Annotated in this window: 19 protein-coding genes and 2 pseudogenes; 8 read left to right on the top strand and 13 right to left on the bottom strand. The window is 73.3% G+C overall.

The window, feature by feature from the left end; translation table 11 throughout:
- From KME75_RS25550 to KME75_RS25540, 3 genes are all read left to right on the top strand, one after another.
- Window positions 1–484: tyrosine-type recombinase/integrase (locus tag KME75_RS25550; RefSeq protein ID WP_219417420.1), on the top strand; the 484-nt coding region annotated here is incomplete at its 5' end.
- Window positions 485–486: 2 nt separating this feature from the next.
- Window positions 487–801 carry a helix-turn-helix domain-containing protein gene (locus tag KME75_RS25545; protein ID WP_219417419.1) on the top strand — a complete coding sequence of 105 codons (315 nt, stop codon included), beginning with the start codon at window positions 487–489 and terminating at the stop codon, window positions 799–801.
- A 392-nt stretch (window positions 802–1,193) separates the two neighbouring features.
- A complete protein-coding gene (locus KME75_RS25540) occupies window positions 1,194–2,426 on the top strand; it encodes a tyrosine-type recombinase/integrase (protein WP_219417418.1) in 1,233 nt (410 codons plus the stop codon).
- Here KME75_RS25540 and KME75_RS25535 read toward each other — a convergent pair.
- The 10 genes and pseudogenes from KME75_RS25535 to KME75_RS25500 all read right to left on the bottom strand — a co-directional run bounded on the left by KME75_RS25535 (window position 2,317) and on the right by KME75_RS25500 (window position 11,931).
- On the bottom strand, window positions 2,317–2,757 hold the full coding sequence (locus KME75_RS25535; RefSeq protein ID WP_219417417.1) for a family 43 glycosylhydrolase: 441 nt from the start codon (window positions 2,755–2,757) through the stop codon (window positions 2,317–2,319). The two genes, KME75_RS25540 and KME75_RS25535, sit on opposite strands and share 110 nt — an antisense overlap.
- Window positions 2,754–3,122 carry an alpha/beta hydrolase family protein gene (locus KME75_RS45140; protein ID WP_219417422.1) on the bottom strand — a complete coding sequence of 123 codons (369 nt, stop codon included), beginning with the start codon at window positions 3,120–3,122 and terminating at the stop codon, window positions 2,754–2,756. Before KME75_RS45140 ends, KME75_RS25535 begins: the two co-directional genes overlap by 4 nt.
- Window positions 3,110–3,493, bottom strand: a pseudogene (locus tag KME75_RS25525) (alpha/beta hydrolase fold domain-containing protein); the annotation flags it as partial. The gene KME75_RS45140 and the pseudogene KME75_RS25525, both read right to left, overlap by 13 nt.
- Window positions 3,494–3,687: 194 nt before the next feature.
- Window positions 3,688–4,110 carry an alpha-L-rhamnosidase C-terminal domain-containing protein gene (locus KME75_RS43625; RefSeq protein ID WP_281424677.1) on the bottom strand — a complete coding sequence of 141 codons (423 nt, stop codon included), beginning with the start codon at window positions 4,108–4,110 and terminating at the stop codon, window positions 3,688–3,690.
- A 121-nt stretch (window positions 4,111–4,231) separates the two neighbouring features.
- A pseudogene (locus tag KME75_RS25520) lies at window positions 4,232–6,355 on the bottom strand (family 78 glycoside hydrolase catalytic domain); the annotation flags it as partial.
- Between the two features lie 24 nt (window positions 6,356–6,379).
- Window positions 6,380–6,685 (bottom strand): oligopeptide/dipeptide ABC transporter ATP-binding protein, encoded by a 306-nt coding sequence (locus tag KME75_RS43620; protein ID WP_246632816.1) that lies wholly within the window; start codon window positions 6,683–6,685, stop codon window positions 6,380–6,382.
- Complete coding sequence (locus KME75_RS25515; protein WP_246632815.1) at window positions 6,622–7,404, bottom strand: ABC transporter ATP-binding protein; 783 nt, start codon at window positions 7,402–7,404, stop codon at window positions 6,622–6,624. Before KME75_RS25515 ends, KME75_RS43620 begins: the two co-directional genes overlap by 64 nt.
- Window positions 7,401–9,326 (bottom strand): dipeptide/oligopeptide/nickel ABC transporter permease/ATP-binding protein, encoded by a 1,926-nt coding sequence (locus tag KME75_RS25510; protein WP_219417415.1) that lies wholly within the window; start codon window positions 9,324–9,326, stop codon window positions 7,401–7,403. The genes KME75_RS25515 and KME75_RS25510 overlap by 4 nt, the downstream gene beginning before the upstream one ends.
- Complete coding sequence (locus KME75_RS25505) at window positions 9,323–10,255, bottom strand: ABC transporter permease (protein ID WP_219417414.1); 933 nt, start codon at window positions 10,253–10,255, stop codon at window positions 9,323–9,325. Before KME75_RS25505 ends, KME75_RS25510 begins: the two co-directional genes overlap by 4 nt.
- 86 nt (window positions 10,256–10,341) lie before the next feature.
- A complete protein-coding gene (locus KME75_RS25500) occupies window positions 10,342–11,931 on the bottom strand; it encodes an ABC transporter substrate-binding protein (protein WP_219417413.1) in 1,590 nt (529 codons plus the stop codon).
- A 249-nt stretch (window positions 11,932–12,180) separates the two neighbouring features.
- On the opposite strand from KME75_RS25500, the gene KME75_RS25495 reads away from it, so the two are divergent.
- Complete coding sequence (locus KME75_RS25495; RefSeq protein ID WP_308283067.1) at window positions 12,181–12,765, top strand: helix-turn-helix domain-containing protein; 585 nt, start codon at window positions 12,181–12,183, stop codon at window positions 12,763–12,765.
- Window positions 12,660–13,538, top strand: a complete 879-nt coding sequence (locus KME75_RS25490; RefSeq protein ID WP_308283066.1) for an APC family permease — start codon at window positions 12,660–12,662, stop codon at window positions 13,536–13,538. Before KME75_RS25495 ends, KME75_RS25490 begins: the two co-directional genes overlap by 106 nt.
- 156 nt (window positions 13,539–13,694) lie before the next feature.
- Here KME75_RS25490 and KME75_RS25485 read toward each other — a convergent pair whose 3' ends face one another.
- The gene (locus KME75_RS25485) at window positions 13,695–16,883 is read right to left on the bottom strand and encodes an ATP-binding protein (protein ID WP_219417411.1); all 3,189 of its coding nucleotides are present in this window, start codon (window positions 16,881–16,883) and stop codon (window positions 13,695–13,697) included.
- Between KME75_RS25485 and KME75_RS25480 the strand changes: the two genes are divergently transcribed.
- Together KME75_RS25480 and KME75_RS25475 are read left to right on the top strand one after the other, a co-directional pair.
- A complete protein-coding gene (locus KME75_RS25480) occupies window positions 16,882–17,406 on the top strand; it encodes a nuclear transport factor 2 family protein (protein ID WP_246632817.1) in 525 nt (174 codons plus the stop codon). The genes KME75_RS25485 and KME75_RS25480 overlap by 2 nt on opposite strands.
- Window positions 17,403–18,584 carry an acyl-CoA dehydrogenase family protein gene (locus KME75_RS25475; RefSeq protein ID WP_219417409.1) on the top strand — a complete coding sequence of 394 codons (1,182 nt, stop codon included), beginning with the start codon at window positions 17,403–17,405 and terminating at the stop codon, window positions 18,582–18,584. The genes KME75_RS25480 and KME75_RS25475 overlap by 4 nt, the downstream gene beginning before the upstream one ends.
- A gap of 283 nt (window positions 18,585–18,867) precedes the next feature.
- Here the strand turns inward: KME75_RS25475 and KME75_RS25470 are convergent, their stop codons facing one another.
- On the bottom strand, window positions 18,868–19,014 hold the full coding sequence (locus KME75_RS25470) for a hypothetical protein (RefSeq protein WP_219417408.1): 147 nt from the start codon (window positions 19,012–19,014) through the stop codon (window positions 18,868–18,870).
- A gap of 470 nt (window positions 19,015–19,484) precedes the next feature.
- On the opposite strand from KME75_RS25470, the gene KME75_RS25465 reads away from it, so the two are divergent.
- On the top strand, window positions 19,485–19,667 hold the full coding sequence (locus KME75_RS25465; RefSeq protein ID WP_308283065.1) for a MerR family DNA-binding transcriptional regulator: 183 nt from the start codon (window positions 19,485–19,487) through the stop codon (window positions 19,665–19,667).
- Window positions 19,668–21,386: 1,719 nt separating this feature from the next.
- Here KME75_RS25465 and KME75_RS25460 read toward each other — a convergent pair.
- Window positions 21,387–22,553 (bottom strand): BTAD domain-containing putative transcriptional regulator (locus tag KME75_RS25460; protein ID WP_281424675.1); only part of this gene is annotated, 1,167 nt, incomplete at its 5' end.

Below are 22,553 nucleotides of genomic sequence, written 5' to 3'. Positions count from 1 at the left end.
GCTGCTGGAGCGCTGCGACGTGCATTTCGGCCGGGGCCCGTTCGGGAAGCTGCATGTGCGGTTCGGGAAGGGGGCGCGGACCTCGGGGCCGCGGCCGCGGTGGGTGCCGATGCTGGACGGGCTGGACCTGGTGCTGCGCTGGTTCTGCACGGATGTGCGCGGGAAGTTCCCGGACTCGACGGTGCTGTTCGCCGACGAGTCCGGCGGCGCGCTGCATCGGGGGACGATCCGCAACCGGCTGCGGTATCTGCTCGAGCTCGAAGGCCGCCCGCCAGTCGAGCGGTTCAGCCCGCATGCGATGCGGCGGGCGTGCGCGACGCACAACTACGAGCGCGGCGTCGACCTGGTCGCGATCCAGCAGCTACTCGGGCATTGGACGGTGAGCTCGACGATGCGGTATGTCCGCCCGTCCGCCACGTTCATCGAGGACGCCTATCGGCGCGCGGTGACCACCACGTTGACCGAGCTGACCGGGCAGGAGTGAGGATGCGGATCCGGTGGCGGCTGCGGATGGCCGCGGCCCAGCGTGAGGTGTGGACCGGCACTCAGCTGCGTCGCCTGTTGGTCGAGCGCGCCGGGCTCGAGCTGTCCTCGGCGTCGGTGTCGGCGCTGTTCGCCAAGGAGCCCGCGCAGGTGAAGCTGTCGACGTTGGCGGCGTTGTGCACCGCGCTGGAGTGCACCCCGAACGACCTGTTCGAGGTCGACACCACCCCGGTCGAACGGCCCGCCGCGCCGGCCCCGGTCCCGGCAGCGCAGCCGAAGGCTGCCGGCACCCGCGGCCGGTCGATGCCTCCACTCTGACCCGTGGGCGCGACCCTGCGGGACTGCGCGGACTGCGTGCACCCGTAGGACGACATGGCCGCGAGGTGTGTTGTCGGTGCTGGCGACGCCGGTCCGCGCGGGTGGCTCAGCGTCCCTGCCCGAGCTGCGGCAAGCCGCGGGTCCTGCAGGCAGACACCGGACGGTGTGTGCTCTGCTCCCGGGCCTGCGCAAGCTGCGGGAACCCGGTGCGCGCCAGGACGAACACCTCGTGTCAGCGCTGCCGACGCAGGGACGCCGCGCGGGCCGCCCTGCAGCCCTGCCCGCGCTGCGGGCGACCCGGCCTGCTGCGCGAGGCCACCGGCTGGTGCGGCACGTGTTCCCGCCCCCGGCCCGGCAGAAAGCCACCCCGGCCGTGTCGCGGCTGCGGCCGGGTGCTGCGCCATGCCGGGCTCGGGTTGTGCTCGGCGTGCTGGCAGCGCAACCCCGACCGGCCCTTCGTCCAGGGCGAGAACCTGATCGCCGAGCTGGACGAACCGCCGGGATGGCTGCGGGAGTTCATCGCCGGACTCGCCGCCCGGCACTGCGTCGGGCGGACCTGCACGATGATCAGCACGCTCGGGCGGCTGCTCGCCGACGCCCACCCCAACCATCCCACCGCGGTGCTCGAGCGGGCCCGCCGACCGGGCCGGTCGATGGGCAGCCTGGCCCGCGCCCTGGAGGACTTCTTCGTCGAGCATGGCCTGGCGCTGCCCACCGACCAGGCCGAGCGGCTGGCGGCCGGGCGGCGCCAGCGCCGCATCGACGCCACCCCCGCCGGCCTGCGACCGGCCGTGGACTCGTGGGCGGAGTCCATGCTGCGCGCACGGCAACGAGCCCGGCGGGCCGGGACGCTGCCGCGCAGCGACCACACGATCGAGACCGCCCTGGCCATCGTGCGTGACCTGGCCCGGTTCCTGGTCGGCGAGCACGGCAAGCAGGACTGGGCGCTGGTCGACGTGCACGACATCGAGGCGTTCCTCGCCGTGCTGCCCGCCGCCCGCCGTCGGCGGCTGATCGTGCTGCGCCAGTTCTTCGCCTTCGCCCGCACCCAACGGCTCGTGCTCGTCAACCCGGCTCGCGGCCTGTCCGCCCGCGAACCACGCAGCTTCCGCGGTCAGACCCTGACCATCGATGAGCAGCGCACCCTGTTCCGCCGCTGGACCGTCGACCCCGCGGTGCACCCCCACGAGGCCCTGCTCGGGATCCTCGCGTTGCTGCACGGCGCTGCCAGCCGCGAGGTCCGCCAACTCGCCGTGGTCGACATCGACTCCTCCGCCCGGACCCTGCGGCTCGGGGAACGTCCGCACCCGGTGCCGGTGGATCCGGCGAGCTGGTCGGTGCTGCAGCGCGCCCTGGCCCACCGCCAGGCCCAGCGCACCGACAACCCGCACGTGATCGTCACCCGGGGCACCAAGGCCGGCCGGGCACCGGCCTCGACCGCATACTTCAGCCACCTGCTCGACGCCGCTGGGGTCTCGGCGCGCGCGCTGCGCGGCACCCGGCTGATTGACCTGGTCAACACCATCGACGCCAAGCTCGTCGCCGCCGCGTTCGGCATGAACCCCGAAGGAGTCCTGCCCTACCTCGCCGACCACATCGACCAGCAGCGCCTGCCGAACCCGTGAGGTTTCGCCGTCGCCTGGCACAAGTTCGCGCGAACAAGTGCGCTTTGCCGTCGGCGAGGTTGGTGGTGACCATCCAGAACCGGCCGTCGTGGTGGCGGAGCGTGGGTGCGGTGATGCCGCCCGACCCGGGCGCCGCCGACACGTCCAGCTGGGACGGCCGGTCGAGCACGTGCCCGACCTGCTCCCACGACCGCAGGTCCGTCGAACGGAACAGCGGGACCCCGGGCGCGTACTCGAAGCTGGAGCAGACCATCCAGTACGTGTCCCCGACCCGGCAGACGCTGGGATCGGGGTGGAAGCCGGGGACGACGGGGCGGCGGAGGGGGCTCACCCCGCCTGCCGCTGCGGCGTGCGGAGGGCGTGGGCGAGGTACTCGACGGAGAGCCGGACGACCGCCTCGACGTCGTCGCAGCGGTGGAAGATGTGGCCCGCGCCCTCGACCGGTACCAGCCGGACGCGCACACCGGCCGCGGACAGGGCCGCCTCCAGCGCCTCGCTCTGCGCGAACGGCACCAGGTCGTCGACGGTGCCGTGCACCAGCAGGAAGGGCGGCGCGCCGGTGGTCACGTGCCGGATCGGGCTGAGGTCGGCGCGAGCGGCCTCGTCGGCGCCGTCCAGCAGGACCTCGATCGGCTGCTCCAGCAGCTCGGGCGGCAGCTGCGCGGCGATCTCCGGCGGCGGGGTCAGTCTCGGCATGGTGTCGGCGTCGGCGACCCCGTACCAGCTGACGACGGCGTCGACCGCGCCGGCCGGGCCGACGACGCCGAGATCCCCGTCGAGGTCGGGCGGTGCGCGGTCAGGCCGACCAGTGCGGCGAGGTGGCCGCCTGCCGACTCGCCCCAGACGCCGACCCGGCTCGCGTCGATCCCGAGCTCATCGGCGTGCGCACGCAGGTACCGGACCGCCGCCTTCGCGTCGTGCAGCTGCGCGGGGAACGGCGCCTCCTTGGCGTGCCGGTAGTCGATGGTGGCGACGGCCAGCTTGGCGTCCAGCATCGCGTCGAACACCTGGCCCGGCCGCAGCGTCTCCGGCAGGTACCGCCGGTCGCCGAGCATCCAGGCGCCACCGTGCACCCAGACCACCAGCGGCGGTGCCGCCGTGTCGGGCACCCACACGTCCAGCTGGAGTGGCCGGTACCCGCCCGGGGCGGCGTAGGTGACGCCGGAGTAGTGCCGCGCGCCGTCGGCCCGGGTGGTCGGGGGCGGCGGTGGGAGGAAGCGGGCCGGGCCGGTCCACACCGGCGGCTCGGCTGGGGTGGCGGTCATCGGACGGTGGCCTCCTCGCGGTCGGGGACGGGGTCGGGGACGGGGCAGGTGAACCTGTGCCCGCCCGGGCCGACGGCGGCGGCACGGCCGTCGGGCAGGACGACCTCGGCCTCGGTCCCGGCCGGGACGACGACGCGCAGCGCCAGCTCGTGGCCGTCCAGGCGCCAGGCGGACTCGATCCGGCCGTAGGGCGAGTCGTGCGTCGCCTCGGCCCCGGTCAGCCCGCCGCCGGGGCGCGGCCGGACGCGGAAGCGGCGGTAGGCCGGGCCGTCGTCGAGCAGCTCGACGCCCGCGGTGCAGCGGTGCAGGAAGGAGACGACCGCGCCCTTCGCGTAGTGGTTGAGCGACTCGGCCGGGACGCCCTCGGCCGAGACGCCGTTCCACCGCTCCCACAGGGTCGTCGCGCCGCGGTCGACCATCGCCAGCCAGGACGGCTCGGTGTCGGACAGCAGCAGCTCGTAGGCGAGGTCGAGGTGACCCGGTGTCGGCCAGGACCGGCAGCAGGTACGGCGTGGCGAGGTACCCGGTCCGCAGGTGGGTGCCGGCCGTGCGGATCAGCTCGACCAGCCGGGCGGCCACCGCGGTCCGCTGCTTCCGCGGAACCAGGTCGAAGGCGAGCGCCCGCACGTGGTTGGCCTGCGTATCCGGGGTCGGGGACCCGTCGGGACCGATGTACTCCGCCTGCCAGGCCGCTCGGACCTGCTCGCTCAGCTCGGCGTACCGCGCAGCGGAGGCATCCTTGCCGAGCACTCGGGCGATCCGGGCCATCAGGCGGGCGCTGTGGGCGTAGTACGCCGTCGCGACGTCGCCCTTGTCCGCGGCGACGAAGGCGCCGAAGTCCGCGATCTCCTCCCCCGGCACCAGCCACTCGCCCCAGTGGAAGCCGGTGTCCCAGAGGTACCGCTCGTGCGGCGCGGGCTCGGGCCGGCGGGCGACGCGGCCGGGATGGCGCCGGTCACGCGCCGTCCGCTCGGCGCGGTCCAGCCAGGCGACCATCGTCGGCCACAGCTCGGCGAGGACGCCGGTGTCGCCGTAGGCCCGGTACAGCTCCCACGGGACGATGACCGCTGCGTCGCCCCAGCCGGCCGAGCCGTTCAAGTGTGCGATCGGGCTCTCCCGGCCCTCCGACCGGGCGGTCGGGCTGATATTGGCGATCGTGCCTTCGGGCCACTGGTCCGCGGCCACGTCGCGCAGCCATTTGACGGAGAAGCCGGCGACGTCGTAGAGGAACGCGGCGGTGGGGACGAACAGCTGCCAGTCGCCGGTCCAGCCGGCCCGCTCCCGGTGCGGGCAGTCGGTCGGGATGTCGCAGGCGTTGCCGCGCAGGCCCCACACCGCGGCCTCGTGGAGGCGGTTGACCCGCTCGTCGCTGCACCTGAACCACCCGGTGCGGCGCATGTCGGTGTGCACGACCACGCCGCGGACGTCGTCCGGGGTGAGGTCCCCGGGGTGGCCCTCGATCCGGACGTACCGGAAGCCGTGCGTCGTCCGTCGCGGCTCGAAGACGTCGCCCGGCACGCCGGCGGACACCACCCGGTCCACCTGGCCGGCCGGCAGGGGCTCGGGGAGGAACGGCACGGCCGGGCGCAGGTGGTCGGTGGTGACGTCGCCGTCCGGGCCGAGCCACTCGCCGTGGGCCAGCGTGACGGTCGTCCCGGCCGGGCCGAGGTCGGTCAGCCGCACCCAGCCGGTGATGTTCTGGCCCAGGTCGACGACCTGGGCGCCCCCCGGCAGCCGGGTCACCGAGACGGGGACGACCTCCTCGACCCGGCGCACCGGCGGAGCGGGCGAGTCGACCAGGCCCGCGTAGCCGTGGTCGCCCACCACGACGGCGGTCCAGTCCGCGTCGTCGAAGCCCGCCGTGTCCCACCCCCGGGGCAGCGCGCGTAGGTCGACATGCTCGCCCGCGATCAGGTCGGCCGCGACGACGTGCCCGGGGCCGCTGCGCCACCCCGGCCCGGTGCCGACGACGGTGACGGTGCCGTCGTCATGAACGACGTGCAGCTGGCCGAGGAACGCCACCCGGCTGCCCCAGTGGTCGCTCGCCCGCGTGATGCCGACCTGGCCGCGGAACCAGCCGTCGGCCAGCACGACGGCGAGGGCGTTGCGGCCCGGCCGCACCGCGGCGGTGACGTCGATCGTCTGCACCTGCAGCCGGGCGTCGTACTGGGTGAAGCCCGGGGTCAGCTCGGCGTCGCCCGCCCGCTCCCCGTTGAGGAACGCCTCGTAGAGCCCCTGGGCGGTGGCGTACAGGCGGGCCGCGACCACCGGCCGGTCGACGCCGAACTCGACCCGCAGCAGCGCGGCAGGCCGCTCCCCCGCCGCACCCGCGGCTTGCTCCCCCGGCTCGACCCACTCGGCCTGCCAGTCCTCGGCCCACAGCAGCCCGGTCTCGAACCACGCCGGCTCCGACTCCGGGCTCCGCCCCAGGTCGGTCTCCACCTGGACCCGCCACACCACCCGCTGCGACGACGCCAGCGGTGGCCCCGCGTAGGGCACGAACAGGCTCTGCTCGCCGTCCACCCAGCCGGTGTCCCACCCGTTGTCTTCGCCGATCTCCGCGCGGATCCGGTGGGCCCGCTGCTCACGGGCGCCGTCCGGCAGCCGCCAGGACAGCCGTGGTGCGGTCGAGGCGATGCCGAGTGCCTCGTCGAGGTGCTCCACCCGGAGACGGTGGGGGCGCGTTCGTCACCTGGGCTCGACGCCTGCCGGGACCTGTTCGGCGTGATGGCAGGCGGTGCGGCTCTCGCCGACCAGCCGCAGCGGCGGGCGCTCGGCCCGGCAGACGTCGGTCGCGAGCGGACAGCGCGGCACGAACGGGCAGCCGGTCGGCGACGGCTGGGCCGCCCCCGCCGCGCCGACGCCGAGTGCCTCCCGCGCGGCGCGGCGCGCGGCCTGCTCGGCCGGTCGCGGCACGGGCGCGGCGGCGGTCAGGGCGACCGTGTAGGGGTGGCGGGGCCGCCGGGTGACCGACTCGACCGGGCCGGACTCCATGACCTGTCCCCGGTAGAGCACGACCACCCGCTGGGCGAGGAAGCGCACCACCCCGAGTCGTGGGCGATGAAGAGGAACGCGAGGTCGTGCTGGTCGCGCAGGTCGGCCAGCAGGTTGAGCACCTGCGCCTGGGTCGACAGGTCCAGCGCGCTCACCGGCTCGTCCAGGACGACGACCTTCGGGTCACACACGAGCGCGCGGGCGATGGCGATCCGCTGCCGCTGGCCACCGGAGAACTGCCCCGGCAGCCGGTCGGCCGCGTCGGCCGGCAGCCCGACGGACTCCAGCGACCGGCGCGCCCTGGCCCACGCCGCACCGGCCGGGACGCCCAGCAGCCGCAGCGGCTCGACCAGGGTCCGGCCGACCGTCCGTGCCGGGTTGAGCGAGGAGTACGGGTCCTGGAAGACGACCCGCAGGTCGGCGGCGAGGCTCCGGCGTTCCCGCAGCGACGTCGTGGTGATGTCCCGGCCGTGCAGCCGCACCGTGCCGGACGTGGGCGGCTGCAGCCCGAGCACCGCCTTGCCGATCGTCGACTTGCCCGACCCGGACTCCCCGACCAGCCCGACCGTCTCCCCGGGCGCGACGTCCAGGCCGACCCGGTCCACGGCCGGGGCGGCCCGCTTCGCGCGCCGGCCCGACCCGTAGCGCACCACGAGGTCGCGGATCTCCAGCGCCGGCGGCGCGGCGACCGCGGTGTCGCCGAGGAAGCTCGTGCTCATGACACTCCCGTCGATACGGAGGGGGCGGGCAGGAACTGGGGGTGGATCTCGTCGACCCGGACGCACAGGACCGAGCCGTCGCCGTGCGCGGGCCGTCCCGGGACGGGCACCGTGCACTCGTCCCGCGCGAACCGGCAGCGGCCGGCGAACCGGCAGCCGGACGGCCAGCTGCCCGGGGCCGGGACGGTGCCCGGGATGGACGCCAGCCGTTCGGGCACCGGCTCGTCCTCGGGCACCTGGGGGTTCGCCGCGAGCAGGGCCATCGTGTACGGGTGGGCCGGGTCGGTGAGGACGTCGGCGGCGGTGCCCGATTCGACGACCTGACCGGCGTACATCACCGCGACGTCGTCGCAGAGGTCCGCGACGACCCCGAGGTCGTGGCTGACCAGCACGACCGACAGGCCGGTGTCGCGGACGAGGGCGCGCAGCAGGCTGAGGATCTCGGCCTGCACGGTGACGTCGAGCGCCGTGGTGGGCTCGTCGGCGACCAGGAGCTTCGGCTGCCCCGTCAGCGCGAGGGCGATGGCGACGCGCTGCGCCATGCCGCCCGACAGCTGGTGCGGGTAGGACCTCAGCACCCGCTCGGCGTCCACGATGCCCACGTCGCGCAGCAGCCGGGCGGCGATACCCCGGGCCGCGCGGCGGCCGACACCGCGCATCCGGCGGATCGGCTGGGTCAGCTGGGAGGCGACGGAGAACATCGGGTCCAGCGCGACCATCGGCTCCTGCGAGACGAGCGCGATCTCCCGGCCGCGGACGGCGCGCAGCTCCTTCTGCGACAGGGTGGCGAGGTCGCGGCCCTGCCAGCGGATGGATCCGCCGGTGATCGAGACGCCACCGGGCAGCAGGCCGAGCAGGGAGCGGGCGGTCATCGTCTTGCCGCAGCCGGACTCGCCGACCAGGCCCAGTACCCGGCCGGGCGCGACGTCGACGGAGACGTCGGTGACCAGCGCGGGGCCGTCGTCCACCCCGACCGTGAGTCCCCGGACGGACAGTCCCTCGCCGGCCGGGGCGGTGGCCCGCTCCGGTGCGGGGGCCGGGCGCTGCGCGCGTCGCGGCCGCGTCCGTCCGGCATGGGCCACCGCCGGGGTGAGCGAGTCGGCGATCGCGTTGGCGGCGATGACGGTGAGGGCGAGCACCGCGCCGGTCGGGACCATCAGCCAGGGGCCCTCGAAGACGTACTGCGATGCCGTGCCGATCATGCCGCCCCAGCTGGGCTGGGGGGCGGGCGGGCCGAAGCCCATGAACGCAAGCCCCGATTGGATCAGCAAGCCGATGCCGAACAGCTGGGCGGCCTGCACGGCGATGGTCGTCGCCATCCCGGGTACCACGTGCCGCACGTTCACCGCGACCGAGCCGAGGCCGTCGACCCGGGCGGCGTCCACGTACAGCCGCTGACGCACCGACTGGGCGACGGCCAGGAGCACCCGGTAGACCGCCGCGGAGATCATCAGGCCGAGCACCGCCATGACCAGATAGATCTTCACCCCGATCACGCCGATGACGGCGAGCAGGATCACGGTGCCGGGCAGCGCGAGCATGACCTCGGCGACGCGGCTCGTCACGCGCTCCACCCGCGGCCCGTGCTCGGCGGCGAGCAGGGCGAGCGGCAGGCCGATGCCGAAGGCGACGACGACGGTCACGGCCGAGGCCGCGAGCGTCTCGGCACCCGAGGCGAAGATCCGGCTGAGGATGTCGCGGCCGAGCTCGTCGGTCCCCAGCCAGTGCTCGGCCGAGGGTCCGGACAGCCGGTGGGCCAGGTCCTGCTGCTCGTTCGGATACGGGAGCCAGAGCGGGGCGGTGAGCGAGAGCGCCGTCACCAGCAGCAACCATCGGGCCCCGAGCACGCCCCCGGGCGTCCGCAGGAACGCCGGCAGCAGGCGGCGCCGGGCGGCGGGGACGTCCCGCTGGATCGCGGTCATGGGGTACGCACCTTGGGGTCGAGGGCGGCGACGACCAGGTCGAGCAGCAGGTTGGTGACGACCACGACGACCGTGGCGACGACGACCACGCCCTGCACCGCGGGAAAGTCGTGGGACACGATCGCGCTCTGGGCGGCCTGGCCGAGGCCGGGCAGGGCGAACAGCTGCTCGATGACGATCGTGCCGCCGAACAGGGCGATGAACTGGACGCCGAGGACCGAGACGACGGGGACACTGGCGAACCGCAGCGCGTGGACGTAGCGCAGCCGCCACGGCGGGGTGCCGGTCGCCTCCAGCGTGCGGATGTGCTCCTGCCGCAGCGCCTCGACCATGCCGCCGCGGGCGGTACGGGCGATGATCGCCGACCCCGCGATGGCGAGCGTGGCCACCGGCAGCACCAACCCCTGCAGCCAGCCGGAGAACGACTCGGCGAGCGGAACCCAGCCCGTGGCGGGCAGCAGGCCGCCCTGGATGGCGACGACGTAGACGAGCAGGATGCCGACCCAGAAGGCCGGCAGCGAGAGCGCGACCCCGCTGCCCGCGGTGATCACCCGCTCGAGCCGGCCGCCGCGGACGGCGGCGGTGACGCCGAGGACGATTCCGACGACCCCGCTGACGACGGTGGCGACGGCCGCGGTCACCGGCAGCCGCGCCGCCAGGTCGGCGCCGATGGAGCGGCCGTCGATCAGCGACTCCCCGAGGTCACCGCGGACCGCAGGGCCGAACCAGTTCCAGAACTGGTGCAGCAGCGGGTCGTACCAGCCGATCCGCTCGTTGACGGCCCGGATGGCCTCGTCGTCGACACCGGGGCCGAGGACGACCGCGCCGGGGCTGCCGGGGATCGCCCGCACGAGCAGGAAACTGATGACCATGGCCGCCAGGACGGTGGCCACCCCGATGGCCAGCCGGCGTGCGAGGAACGAGAGCACTGGATCCTCCGCGTGCGAGGTGGGGAGAGGCGGCGGGTGACCGGGGTGGGAGGCGCCCGGTCACCGGCCGGGGGTCGGGGCCGCCGTCAGGTGGTCGGCCGGAACGCGGCCAGCAGCGGGTACTGGTCGGTGCCGGAGAAGGTGACCTTCTGCAGAGTGTCGGCGTCGTAGGCCCAGTACGAGTAGGACTCGTAGAGCGGGATCATCCAGCCCTGCGCGACCAGCGCGGCGTTGAGGTCGGTCAGCGCCTCGGCGCGGGCGTCGCCCGTGGCGGCGGCGGCCCGGCCCAGTGCGTCGGAGATCGCCGGGTCGGAGGCCTGCTGCAGGTTGAGGAACCCGCCGACGACGACGCCCTGCACGATGCCGAGCGGGTCGGTCCAGGAGAGCGGGAAATAGCCGAGCGGCTGCGTCTCGACGGAGGCGAACAGCTCCTCGGTCGAGGCCGCCGTCCGCACGTTCATCGTGATCCCGACTTCGGCGAGCTGGGCCTGGATCGCCTGCATGTCGGTCATGGTCGGCGGGGAGGTCACCACGTCGAAGGAGAACCCGTCGGCGTAGCCGGCCTCGGCGAGCAGCTCGCGCGCCCGCTGCGGGTCGTGGCCCCACTGCGCGTCGAGCGCCGGGTCGTGGCCCTCGGCCGCCGCCGGGAAGGCGTTCGCCGTCGGCTCGTCCCCCTCGTGCAGGGTGGCGACCAGCGTCTCGCGGTCGATGGCGTGCTGGATCGCCTGGCGGACGCGGACGTCACCGAAAGCGGGGTGGATCGCGCCGGTCTTGTCGAACACGGCCAGGTTGACGACCGTGCCGCCGACCCGCTCGATCGCCACTCCGCGCGACTCGACGAGGTCGACGGCGTCGGGGGTGAGGAGTGCGGCGTCCACCTGGCCTGAGACCATCGCGTTCGCCCGGGCCTGCCCGTCGAGGATCGCCTTGTGGACCACGGTGTCGAACGGATGGCCGGCGGCGTCGGGGTGCCCGGGCTTCTCGACCACCACGTAGGAGCTGCCCTTGATCGTGGCGTCGGCGTCGAGCGTGTACGGGCCCGACCCGTCCGGGGTCGTGGCGAGGCTCGCCGGATCGGCGACGCCGGTGGGTCCGACGATCATGCCGGGGACCCCGGTGAGCAGGATGTGCAGGGACGCCTGCGGCGTCGCGGTGGTGATGACCACGGTCCGGGGGTCCGGTGCCTGCACGTCGACGATCTCGGCCTCGCCGCCCGGCGCGAAGGCGGTGTAGGAGGTGAGCTCGGGGTCGGCGCGCCGGTCGAGGTTCGCCTTCACCAGCGTGGCGTCCAGCGGCGAGCCGTCGGCGAACGTGACGCCGTCGCGCAGTGTGAGCGTGAGCTGGGTGTTGTCGGCGCTGTAGCTGAAGTCGGCGACCAGACCGGGCTCGACGCCACCGTCAGCCGTCTGCACGAACAGGCTGTCGTACAGCGACTCGTAGAACTGGCGCTGCCCCGGGCTGTAGCGGAGCGGGTCGTACCCGGTGGGGGCCGGGTCACTGTCGTAGCCGATGGTGAGGGTGCTGCCGGCACCGCCGCCCGACCCGGCCGCATCCGGGGAGCCGCCGCAGGCGGCCAGCACCGTGGCCAGCGCCGCGGCGACCGCCACCGCCCCGAGGCGGACGGCCACCGGCCGCCGCGTGCCGCGCTTCCGCAGCGGCATCGTGAAGACATTCATCCTGTTCAGGCTCCTTCGCCTCGGAGAACGAGGGGTCATGGCGGGCCGACCGGGGGCCGTGCGGGCGAGTCCGCCCGGCTGGCCGGAAACGATGCGGTGGCGGTCACAAGAACGTCAGGCACAATGCCGCTCAATGGAAGACAACTCCCGGCTGTGCCTCGATCGTGACGAAACGGACCCGCCTCCATGACTTCCGGCTCCCCGCCACCGGCCCGGGTCCGTGGGCATCGGCCACCGCAGGGTGACCCGGTGGTCGACCGGGCGCTGTCCCTGCTCGCCGCCTTCGACGCCGTCCACCGGTCGCTGACCCTCGGCGAGCTGAGCAGGCGCAGCGGCATCCCCACCAGCTCCACGTTGCGGCTGGCCAACCGGCTGCTGGCCTGGGGAGCACTCGAGCGCGGGGACGACGGCCGGTTCACGGTCGGCCTGCGGCTGTGGGAGATCGCCTCCCTCGCACCCCGGGGTCACGGGCTGCGCCAGGTGGCCATACCGTTCATGGGCTCCCTCGGCCCAGTCCCGGACCTTCTCCTGGCCGCTGCCGCGACCACGGCGGCGTGCACGTCGCCGACCCGCACGCTGGCGCGGATCGCCCGCATCGGCCTGGCGGCCGGGCTGATCGGCGTCATCGCGCCCGGCCTCTACCTGCTGCTGTTCCGCCGCGCCGAGCCCTTCTCCGTCTTCTTCGACCCCTCGGCGCGGTCGGGGACCAGCCCTACGTCGCCACGTTCCTGGCCGCGTCGCTCAGCGGCCTGTTCCTGTTCTACGGCTTCGAGGCCTGCGGTGACGTCGCCGAGGAGGTCGCCGACCCGACCCGCCGGATCCCCCGGGCGATGATCCTGACGATCCTCGTCGGCGGCGTCTCGGGCTTCCTGTCCTACGCCGGCTACGTGCTCGCCGCCCCCGACCTGCAGGCGATCGTGGCGGGTGAGGACACCGACCCGATCCCGTCGATCCTGGAGAGCTCGCTCGGCACCGCGGGCTCGCAGGTCTTCCTGGTCGTCACCGTCGTGGCGTTCATCTCCTGCGTCCTGTCGCTGCAGGCCGCGGGCAGCCGCCTGCTCTACGCCTTCGCCCGCGACCGGATGCTCCCGGCGAGCGGGTGGCTCTCCCACATCTCCGCACGGCACGCGGTCCCCACCAACGCGCTTCTCGTGGTGTGCGTGGTGCCGATGCTGATCGCCTTCTTCGTGTTCTGGCGCCCGGACACCCTGGCCCCCGTCACGGCGTTCGCGGTCCTGGGCATCTACGTCGCCTTCCAGGCCGTCGTCCTGGCCGCGCTGCGGCAACGCGCCAAGGGCTGGCGCCCGGCGGGCCTGTGGAACCTCGGCCGCTGGGGAACGGCGGTGAACGTCGTCGCACTGGCCTACGGGGTGTTCGCGATCATCCTGCTGCTGCAGCCCGCGGACGCCGACGCCTTCCTCGACCGCTGGATCGTCCTCATCGGGCTCTGCGTGGTCGGCGGCACCGGGCTGATCTACCTGTTCCTCGCCCGCCCGGACCGCCACTCCGACGGCATCCCCGAACGCGACGCCCGCGCCGTGGCCGAGCAGCTGCGCCAGATCCGGAGCCGGGCGCAGGCGGCACCGAGCGAGGAAACCCACCGGTGACCGGCACGTCGATGTCGAGACCGGCGGAGCGACATGCCTCTGGCCTGGGAAGGAAGATCCTCCGACCGGACTCGAACCGACCGGGGCACGTAGCCGGGCTGGGTGGACTGCGCAAGGGGCCCGTCGACCAGATCACCGTGCCGACGTCACCCCCGCTCAGAGCGACCAGGTGACGGGGTGTTCGGGGAGATAGCAGCAGTAGCGGCCGGTGCGCACGGAGTTCGTGAGGTGCAGCGCGAGCGCGGGATGCTGGTGGCCGATCCGCGAGATGGCGGCGTGGATCTGCTTGGTCACCGTCGACCGGGCTCGCTCGTTCGGGTCGTTCCCACGCCGTGCCCTGCCGCCCAGGCCATAGGCAGCGGTCACGTGCTCGACCAAGGCGTCGCGCTCCGCGTGCGCCCGCTCGGCGCGGCCGCTGTCACCGCTTTCCGTCGCGTCGTCGATCTCGGCATCCAGCTCCACGAGTCGGTGCTGGTAGGCCCGGCGCGCCTGCGCGTCGATCACCTCGCCCGTGTCGCTCGGCATGGCTCGGCGTGCGCCGCCGCCTGGCGAGGCCAGGTCGAGGACGTGGAACTCCCGGCCCGGCTCGGCGAGCAGCCGCGCGAGCACAGCCATCCCTTTGATGTCACGTACGCGCGTCTCGCGGCCCTGGTATCCGACCGTCCACACATCGCCGTCGCGCCGGAAGGCGGCATCCACCGTCTGCGGATGCTCGGCCGGCACCCAGTGGGCGAGCCCGAGCTGGCGGTAGGTCTCGTCCGCCTCGGCCAGCATCGACTCGGCCGCGGCGACATCCCCCGGACCGGCGCGTGCTTGCAGCAACGCCGCGTGCTGCCGCTGGGTGTGCGCGATCAGGAGCGTGGCACCGGCCCTGCGGTTGGCGCGCAGAGCACGCGTGAAGTGCTCGTCGGCGGTGTCGAAGTCGCCGAGGCACTGCGCGAGCAACCCGGCGTGCCGGTGCATCGAGCCGAAACAGACGGCTCCGAAGGCGCCGGTGGCGAAGCGATCGGCGAACGGCGCGATGATCGGCAGCAGACGTCGCGCCCCCTCTCGGTGGCCCACTTCGGCGCAGGCTTCGGCGACAGCTGCGATCACCTCGAGCCACGCGGCGTCCATCACGAGCGGGAACCCCGCGGCCGCCAGCCGGTCGATCATCGCGGATGCCTCGGCCCGCCGTCCCATCCGCGCCAGCGGAAGCGCGCGCCATGCCTCCGCGTTCGGTCCGCCCTCGGGGTCCTCGATGAACGGCCGGAGCAGCTCGTAGGCGTCTTCCGGACGTCCTCGTTCGAGCGACAGTTGGAGCTGCTGGACGTCGGCGACGATCCTGGCGTTGACCGAACCTCCTCGCCGCCCGACGTCCCTGACGACCCCCATCAGCCGCTCTGCCTCGTCGAGGCGCCCTTCGACGAGCGCGAGAATGCCCCGCCACACCGGCGGATACCACTCGACCAGCGGCCATCGCAGTTGCTCCGCGGCCAGTGCGAATGCCTCGCTCTCGGATTCGACGCCGCCCAGATCGCCGGACTCGATCAGCGCGACGACGCGGAACCTGCGCCCGAGCAGTTCGCTCTCCGGGTCGTGGGATTCGACACCGAGCTGCACCATCTCGTCGGCGAGTGTCAAGCGCTCCTCGGTGTGCCCGGGACCAGCGATCGCGTCGCAGTAGCTGCTCAGCGCGTAGACGAGCAGCTTCGCCTCACCCACGCGGCGCGCCTCGTCGACGGCCAGCCTGCTGCGCTCGAGCCTGCTGCCCGAGTCCGCCAGGTAGGACTCGGCGACCGACAGCCGGGCGAGCACCCACGCCCGCAGTTCGGCATCGGAGTCGTCGAGTGTGTTGAGAGCTTCGCGCAGCAGGTCGAGCTGGCGGTGGTCGTACAGCCGCACCTCGAACCCGCTCGGCCCGGCGCCGAACCCCAGCGCGGCCCGGGCGAGCTCGTCGGCGCGGTTGCGTCTCCGCGCGGAGGCCTCCACGTCCTGGTAGGCACTGGCCGCTCCCGGCCAGTCACCGGCACGCATCCGCGCGTCCCCGAGTTCGAGCAGCGCCTCGATGCGGTCGTCCTCGTCGAGAGGTCCGGAGGCGGCGAGCTCCACGGCCCGCGCGAACCGCCGTGCCGCGTCCTCGTGGGCGAGCATGCGGAGCGATCGCCGGCCTGCGCGTCGGGTGTAGTCGAACGCGCGCGATGTGTCGGCATCCGGTAGAGCGAGGACGTAGTGATCGGCCAGCTCGTCCGCGTGGTCGTCGAGGTCGCCGGCGTGCACCGACTCGATGGCCTCGGCGATGAGCCGGTGACGCGTGCGACGCGCCGCGACCGGTATGCCCGCGTACAGCACGTCCCGGACCAGGGCGTGGGTGAAGCCGAACTCGCCGAGCGCGGGTCGTGGCCGCACCAGGCCCGCGGCGCCGGCTTCGTCGAGGAGATCGGCGATCCTGGCGGGTGGGACATCCACCACCCGCGCCAGCAGCGACGCGCTGAACGACTGACCGAGGACCGAGGCCTGCGCCAGCACATCGAGGGTGTCGCCGCGGATGTAGCCGAGCCGGTGCGCGATCACCTGCTGCACACTGGGCGGGATCGGGATGTGCTCGGTGTCCAGTTTCCCCTGGGTCGCGAGCAATTTGGCGACCTCGGTGACGAACAACGGGTTGCCGCCGGTTCGATCGCGCACGCGGGCGGCAAGCCCCCCGCTCGGGCCGCTCCCCGTCGTCGCACGGATCAGGTCACCGACCTCGGCCTCGTCGAGCCCGCACAGCGGCACGGAACGCGCGGCGCGGAGGATGTCGATCACGGCGCCCGCCAGCGGCAGCCCGGGTTCCAGGTCGGGGTCGCGGTACGTACCGAGGATCGCCACCGGCCGGCCGCGTAGCGCGGTCGCCAGGAAGCGCAGCAGGTCGAGGGACGCCTCGTCGGCGAAGTGCAGGTCCTCGAGGACGACCACGAGCGGCCGCACCCTCGCGGCGGCGACCAGGTACCTTGCGACGCTGTCGAAGAGACTGAGCCGAAGCTGCCGGCCGGGCCCCACCATCGGCTCCGCTGTACCCGTCACGGGCGCGAGATCATCACCCAGTGCGGTTCCCGTGGCGGCCGCGCACTCCCTGAGCACCGTGGTCCAGGGCCAGAACGCCGGAGTACCAGGATCGTTCCAGCACGAGCCCCACAGCGTTCGGGCCGCGACCGTACTCGTGAGCTCGTCGACCAGCCTGGTCTTGCCGATCCCGGCTTCCCCGGTCACGACGACGAGCACACCCGAACCGGCCAGCGCGCCCTCGACCGCTCTGCGGGCGTTGCCGAGCTCGCGCCGCCTCCCCACGAGCGCGCCGGCCAGGACCGGGATCTGCGTGTTCATGATGTTCGTCCGTTTCGCGACCTTTCACGATGTGACGTCATCCTTCCCGCCCTGTCAATCGAGCGGGCCGTACCGGCCCATCGATCAAGGAGGACAGGACATGCAACAGCTGCCGAACGCGGTGCAACGCTTCCTGGACGGGCTGCGCACCGGGGTCTGGGACGGGATGGAGCAGCACCTGACGCCGGACGCGATCCACGACGGTTCGATGCCGGAATGGCGGGTGCAGTACGAGGGACCGGCCAGGATCGTGCAGGCGTACCGCGAAGAGTGGACGATCAAGGGTACGTGGAGCCTTCCGGAGCCGGCGGTGATCCGGACGGATGACACAGTGGTCGTCGAACTCGAAGGCACTCTCCACGCGGATGAGCCGCTCCTGTGCCGGATCGCCAACTTCTTCGAGCTCCGCGACGGCCGGATCGCCGAGCACCGCTACTACTGCTGCGGCGAGTGGGACCAGGCGACGGTGCGACAGATCGAGGCCGAGGCACCCAAGATCGAGCGGAAGGAGGCATTGGCATGACCACGCTCGTCGAGCGGGACCTCGTCGCCGTGGCGAGGGACCTCGCCCCGGTCATGCGGGCGAACTCGCAACGCTCCGACCGTGATGCACGGCTCCCGGCCGAGTCGGTGAACGCCCTCCGGGAGGCCGGCCTGCTGCGCATGTACGTTCCCCGCAGCCTCGGCGGGCTGCAGGTCGACCCAGTCACGCACGCGCGCGTCCAGGAGGAGCTGTCGAGGCACGACAGCGCCGCGGGGTGGATGCTTCAGGCGACGTCCTCGTCGGCGTGGTGGTGCTCGAGGCTCCCGACCGAGACCGCGCAGGAGATCTACGCCAGTGATCCGGACCGGACGCTCTCGGTCTCCTTCGCGTTCCCCTACGAGGGAGTACAGGTCGACGGCGGGTTACGGCTGTCCGGGCAGCGCCCGTTCGCGTCGAACGTGTCGGACGCGAGCTGGATCTGGGTCACCTCGCTGACCATGGACAACGGCGAGCCGGTGCGGGTCGAGGGGACCCCGATGGTGCGGGCGGCGTTCTTCCCCGCGTCCGAGGCGAAGATCGTCAGGACGTGGGACACGCTCGGTATGCGCGGCACGGATTCGAACGACGTGTCCGTGGAGAACCTCGTCGTGCCCGAGCGGCGGACGTTCCGGATCGGCATCGATCACACCCCGGGGCCGCTCTACGACGACCCGCTGTACCGGGTGCCGGCGATGGTGGTCGCCGGGTCGTACATCCCCGCCGTCGCTTTGGGCATCGCGCGGGACGCGATCGACGAGTTCGTCGCGCTCGCGCAGGGCAAGACGCCGTTCGCATCGGCGACCACGCTGCGGGAGCGGGCGACGGCGCAGGCCAAGCTCGGCCGGGCCGAAGGGCTGGTGCGATCGGCCCGCAGCTACCTCTACGACCTGCTCGCCTTCGGCTGGGAACAGACCGTCGCCGGGGTGGAGCTCACCCTCGAGCAGCGGTCGGAGATGCTGCTGGCGTGCGTGCAGGCCATCGCGGCGTCCGCACAGGCCGTCGACCTCGTCTACTCGGCGGCCGGCACCAGCGCCGTCTACAAGCACAGCCGGATCGAGCAGCACTTCCGCGACGCGAGCGTGCTGCGCCAGCAGGGCTTCGTCTCCGAGAGCCGCTTCGAGACGGTGGGTCAGGTCGAACTCGGCCTGCCGCCGGACCTGGGCTTCGTCGCCCTCTGAAGGCACCGCGCCAGGTGGTGCTCCTCGGCCATGCGCCGGGACGACCTCGTTCGGCAGGATGCGCACGCTGATCCCCGGCCCTGGGGTGCTGATCGGCATGTACCTGGGCCGGTGGTCGCAGGCCCCAGCAGTTCCCCGATCCGCAGCCCCAACCCGGCCTGCGTGATCGCCATCGCCCGGTTGCGGGCGGGCATCGCATCGGCCAAGTGCTGCACCTGCGCGATCGTCAACGGCACCACCCGCTGCACTCCGGGCTCTGTGATCGGTCGCGGCAGACGCGCCGTCAGCGGTCGCCGCGTGTCATCCCGTGCGCGCGCTCGTGCTGCTCCCGCGCCTCCGCGACCACGAGCGCCCCGCACAGCTCGCACACCCGCACCCGCAGCACCCCGACGGGAACGAGCAGCAGCCGCAGCAGACGACGGCGGATCACTGGGCGCGGCCGATCAACTCGGCGGGCTCGTAGTTGATCACCTGTGCCCGCACCGCGAGGGAACGCGGCGCACACGGCGCATTGATGATCATCCGCCCGCCGGGGATGGTGCACCCGCGGCACACTCCGGTCGGGTTGTGCTGATCCAGGATCCTGGTGATCAACGACGGCCAGTCGGCCAGCGCTTCCGCGAGCCGCAGGTACTCGCGCTCGTGGTTCGCGACGCACCCCCGGCTGCCGAGTGGGAGCGCGTGTCAGATGAGAAAGTGTTCACGGGTTCGCAGGGCCTCTCTGCGGATCAAGGGCCGTCGGTGGTGTTCGCAGCACCCCGGCGGCCCGTCTCATGTGTGACGGGCAGCGCTCATCATCGCGTCAAACTCGCACAACTAGCAACTCACCTACATCTGGTAGATCACCCGAACCTGGCACGACGGGCAGCAACTGGCACAACTCGCAACTACCGTCGGCTCGTGCCCACGTTGACCTCCGGAGAGTTGGCCCGCGAGCTGGGCATCTCCCACTCCGCGATCTTGAAGTGGGCGCGCGAGGGGCTGATCACCCCGGAGTGGACCACCCCTGGTGGTCATCACCGCTGGGACCTGGAGAAGGTCCGCCAGCAGCTACGGGAGCAGCGCCAGCGCGACCCCGAGTGATCGACCTGCCCCGAGGGTGCTCCCTGGTTGATCTTCGCCAGCGCACAGAACGACCGAAGACAACTCGAACCAGCTCGCAGCGTTCCGTGATCACCCACAATGCCCGCGGCGGGATCAAGGTTCAGGAGTTCGGGCCGCACGGGAAGATCTGCGGCAACGTGATGTTCGCCAATAAGGGCGGGAACGCGGCCGACAAGCGCATCCCGCTCCACAACGGCCCGGGCCGACCGCTCGACGTCCCCGCCCGCATCGGCCTCAGCGAGCTCGGCATCGAGCTCGACCAGCCGTGGCGCTCCGAGCTTGGCCGGAATGCTCCTCAGGTAGTACTCGACCCTCCCCACGGTGGGCATGCCGAGGCGGCGGTGTGGTGGCGGACGATCGCGGACCGGGCGATGTCGAGGACCCGGGCCCGGCCGGCGGTCGCCGCCGTCCTCCGAATCTGCAACATCCGCTCGGCCGGCAGGTCGTAGCTGAGCGGCTCGCCGGGGTCGACGACCGCCGACGCGTCGGGCGCGTGGTCGGCGGCCGTGTCGAGCAGCAGGGCCGTTTCGTCATCGCCGAGCGTGTGGAGCAGCCGGGCGAGGTTGCGCAGCGTGGTCCATTGCTGGACCCAGCCGCCGGTCCGCTCCCAGTAGTCGACCAGGTGTCGATACCCGTCCAACCCGTCGGCGACGCGCCCGGAACCGGCACGGACGGTGAGGAGGCCGACCGAGGCGATGCCGCCGAGAAAAGTGGCGCCGCTGCTGCGGGCGAGCGCGATCGCCTGCTCGTAGTGCTGCTCGGCGCGATTCGCATCGCCGGCCAGCGTGTCGATCTCGCCGGCAACGTACCGATGCATTGCGTCGAGGGTGGGCGACACCGCGATCTCGGCAAGCGGGCCGTTCAGCGCCCTCGCGGCGCCGAGGTCACCGCCGTAGGCGGACGCGAGGGCTGCGACCCCCAGGCTCTGCTCCGGCCGCGGTGCCTGTGAGGCGGCCGCCGTGCCGTGGGCGACGGCACCGGGCATATCGCCGCGGCTCAGCGCCGCGAGCGCCAGTGCCGCGGTGCATCGCCACCCGCCGTCGCCCGCCGCCCCGAGCCCCCGCCGCGCCAGGCGCTCGGTGCGCTCGAGCTCGCCGCGGGCCCAGGCACTCTCGGCGGCGATGCCGAGGATCAACGCGGCGTCGGGGTGGGTCGTGATGGCCGGGTCGTCCGAGAGTTCCAGCGCCCAGGCCCAGATCTCGGTGAGATCGCGCCAGCTTGCAGCGCCGGCGAGCCCGCGGACCAGCCGCACGGCGTCGTCGAGCCGGTGCTGCGCGCGGAACAGCCCCCAGGCGGCGCGGAGGTTGGCGGTCTCGCGGCGCAGCACATCGTCCGCCCGTCCTTCCTCGGCGGTGTCGATCGTGCGGTCGATCCACGTCGCGAGCTCGAGCGCCCATCGGAGAAACCCCTCGGTCGCCGCGTGGTCCTCGCCCTCGGCGCTGAGCCGATCGCGGGCGAACGTCCGCATCGCGTCGAGCATGCGGTAGCGAGCCGGTCCGTCGAGGGCGACCTCGACCATGGATGCGTCGACGAGGTGCGCGATGCAACCGGCGGCGTCGCCGGGAAGGCGCAACCGGGTGGCGATGGACTCGGCGGTCGGAAGATCGAGGCCGTCGGGGAACACGGCGATGTGGCGGAACAGCCGTCGCTCGTGGTCGGGCAGGAGTTCGTAGGACCAGGCGATCGTCTGCCGGAGGGTCATGCCACCGTCGGCGAGCAGGTCGAGCGCGCGGTCGAGTCGAGCGTGGATATCGGCGAGCCCGAGTGACGAGAGGCGCCCGGCGGCGAGCTCGATCGCGAGCGGCAGCCCGTCGAGCCGGCGTGCGATCTCGGCAACGAGACCGAGCTCGCCCGCGCCGGGCATGAAGTCCGGACGGACCCGCCGCGCCCGGTCGACGAAACGGCCACGGCAGGCGATCGGGCAACGTCGTGTGTCCCGGCGAGGGTCAGGGGGGCCAACCGGAGCCGCTGCTCGCCGGCCAGCCCGAGCGGCTCGCGGCTGGTGGCCAGCACGGTCAGCTGGGGACACCGGTCGAGGAGCGTGGCGACGACGTCCCGCACGGCGGACAGCAGGTGCTCGCAGTTGTCGATCACGAGGAGCTGCGGGCCGGCGGCGAGCAGCGCAGCGCACGCCGCGAGGACGCCACCCTGGACGACGCGTAGGTCGAGCGCCCCCGCCAGCGTGTCCGGGATCAGGGCGGCGGCGGTGACCGGAGCGAGCCGCAGCTCGGTGACCGGTCCGATCCTGGCCGCGATCTCCGCGGCCAGCCGGGACTTGCCGACCCCTCCAGGCCCGAGCACCGTGACCAGGCGTTCCCGGGCCAGCAGTCGGTGCAGGGCCGCGAGCTCGGAGTCGCGGCCGCGCAGCGGACCGGGTGCTCGGCGGGCGCCGCTGCGCTGCGTCGCCGCGGACGCGATGTCGCGTTCGAGCCGGGCGAGGACGGGAGTCGGATCCAGCCCGGCCCCGGTCCGGAGGCAGCGGCGGTGGTCGTAGCCCACGCGGAGCGCGTCGGCGGACCGGCCCGTCGCGTGCAGCGCCCGCATCAGGATCAGCACAGCGGGTTCGGACAGCGGGTCGTCGGCGACGAGCGAGCCGGCGACGTCGGCGGCCTCGTCCGGCGCCCCGGCATCCAGCGCGGCCGCGGCGTAGGACTTCGACCGTCCGACGCAGCCGGCCGAGGGCGGGCGCCAACGCCGCCAGCGGGGCCACGTCGGCGAACTCGGCCAGGGGCTCGCCGCGCCACAGCGACCGCGCCTCGCCCAACATCTCCTTGGCGGCCGCGGGCGCCGACCGGGCCGCGGTGGCGAGCAGCGCGCGGGCGCGCGCGGCGTCGGTACCGTCGTCGTCGAGGTGCAGGCGGTAGC

The organism is Pseudonocardia nigra, assembly GCF_019396355.1.
Lineage (GTDB): Bacteria > Actinomycetota > Actinomycetes > Mycobacteriales > Pseudonocardiaceae > Pseudonocardia > Pseudonocardia nigra.
Note: the sequence above shows the minus strand (reverse complement) of the source record. Positions and strands in the feature narration are given on the sequence as shown.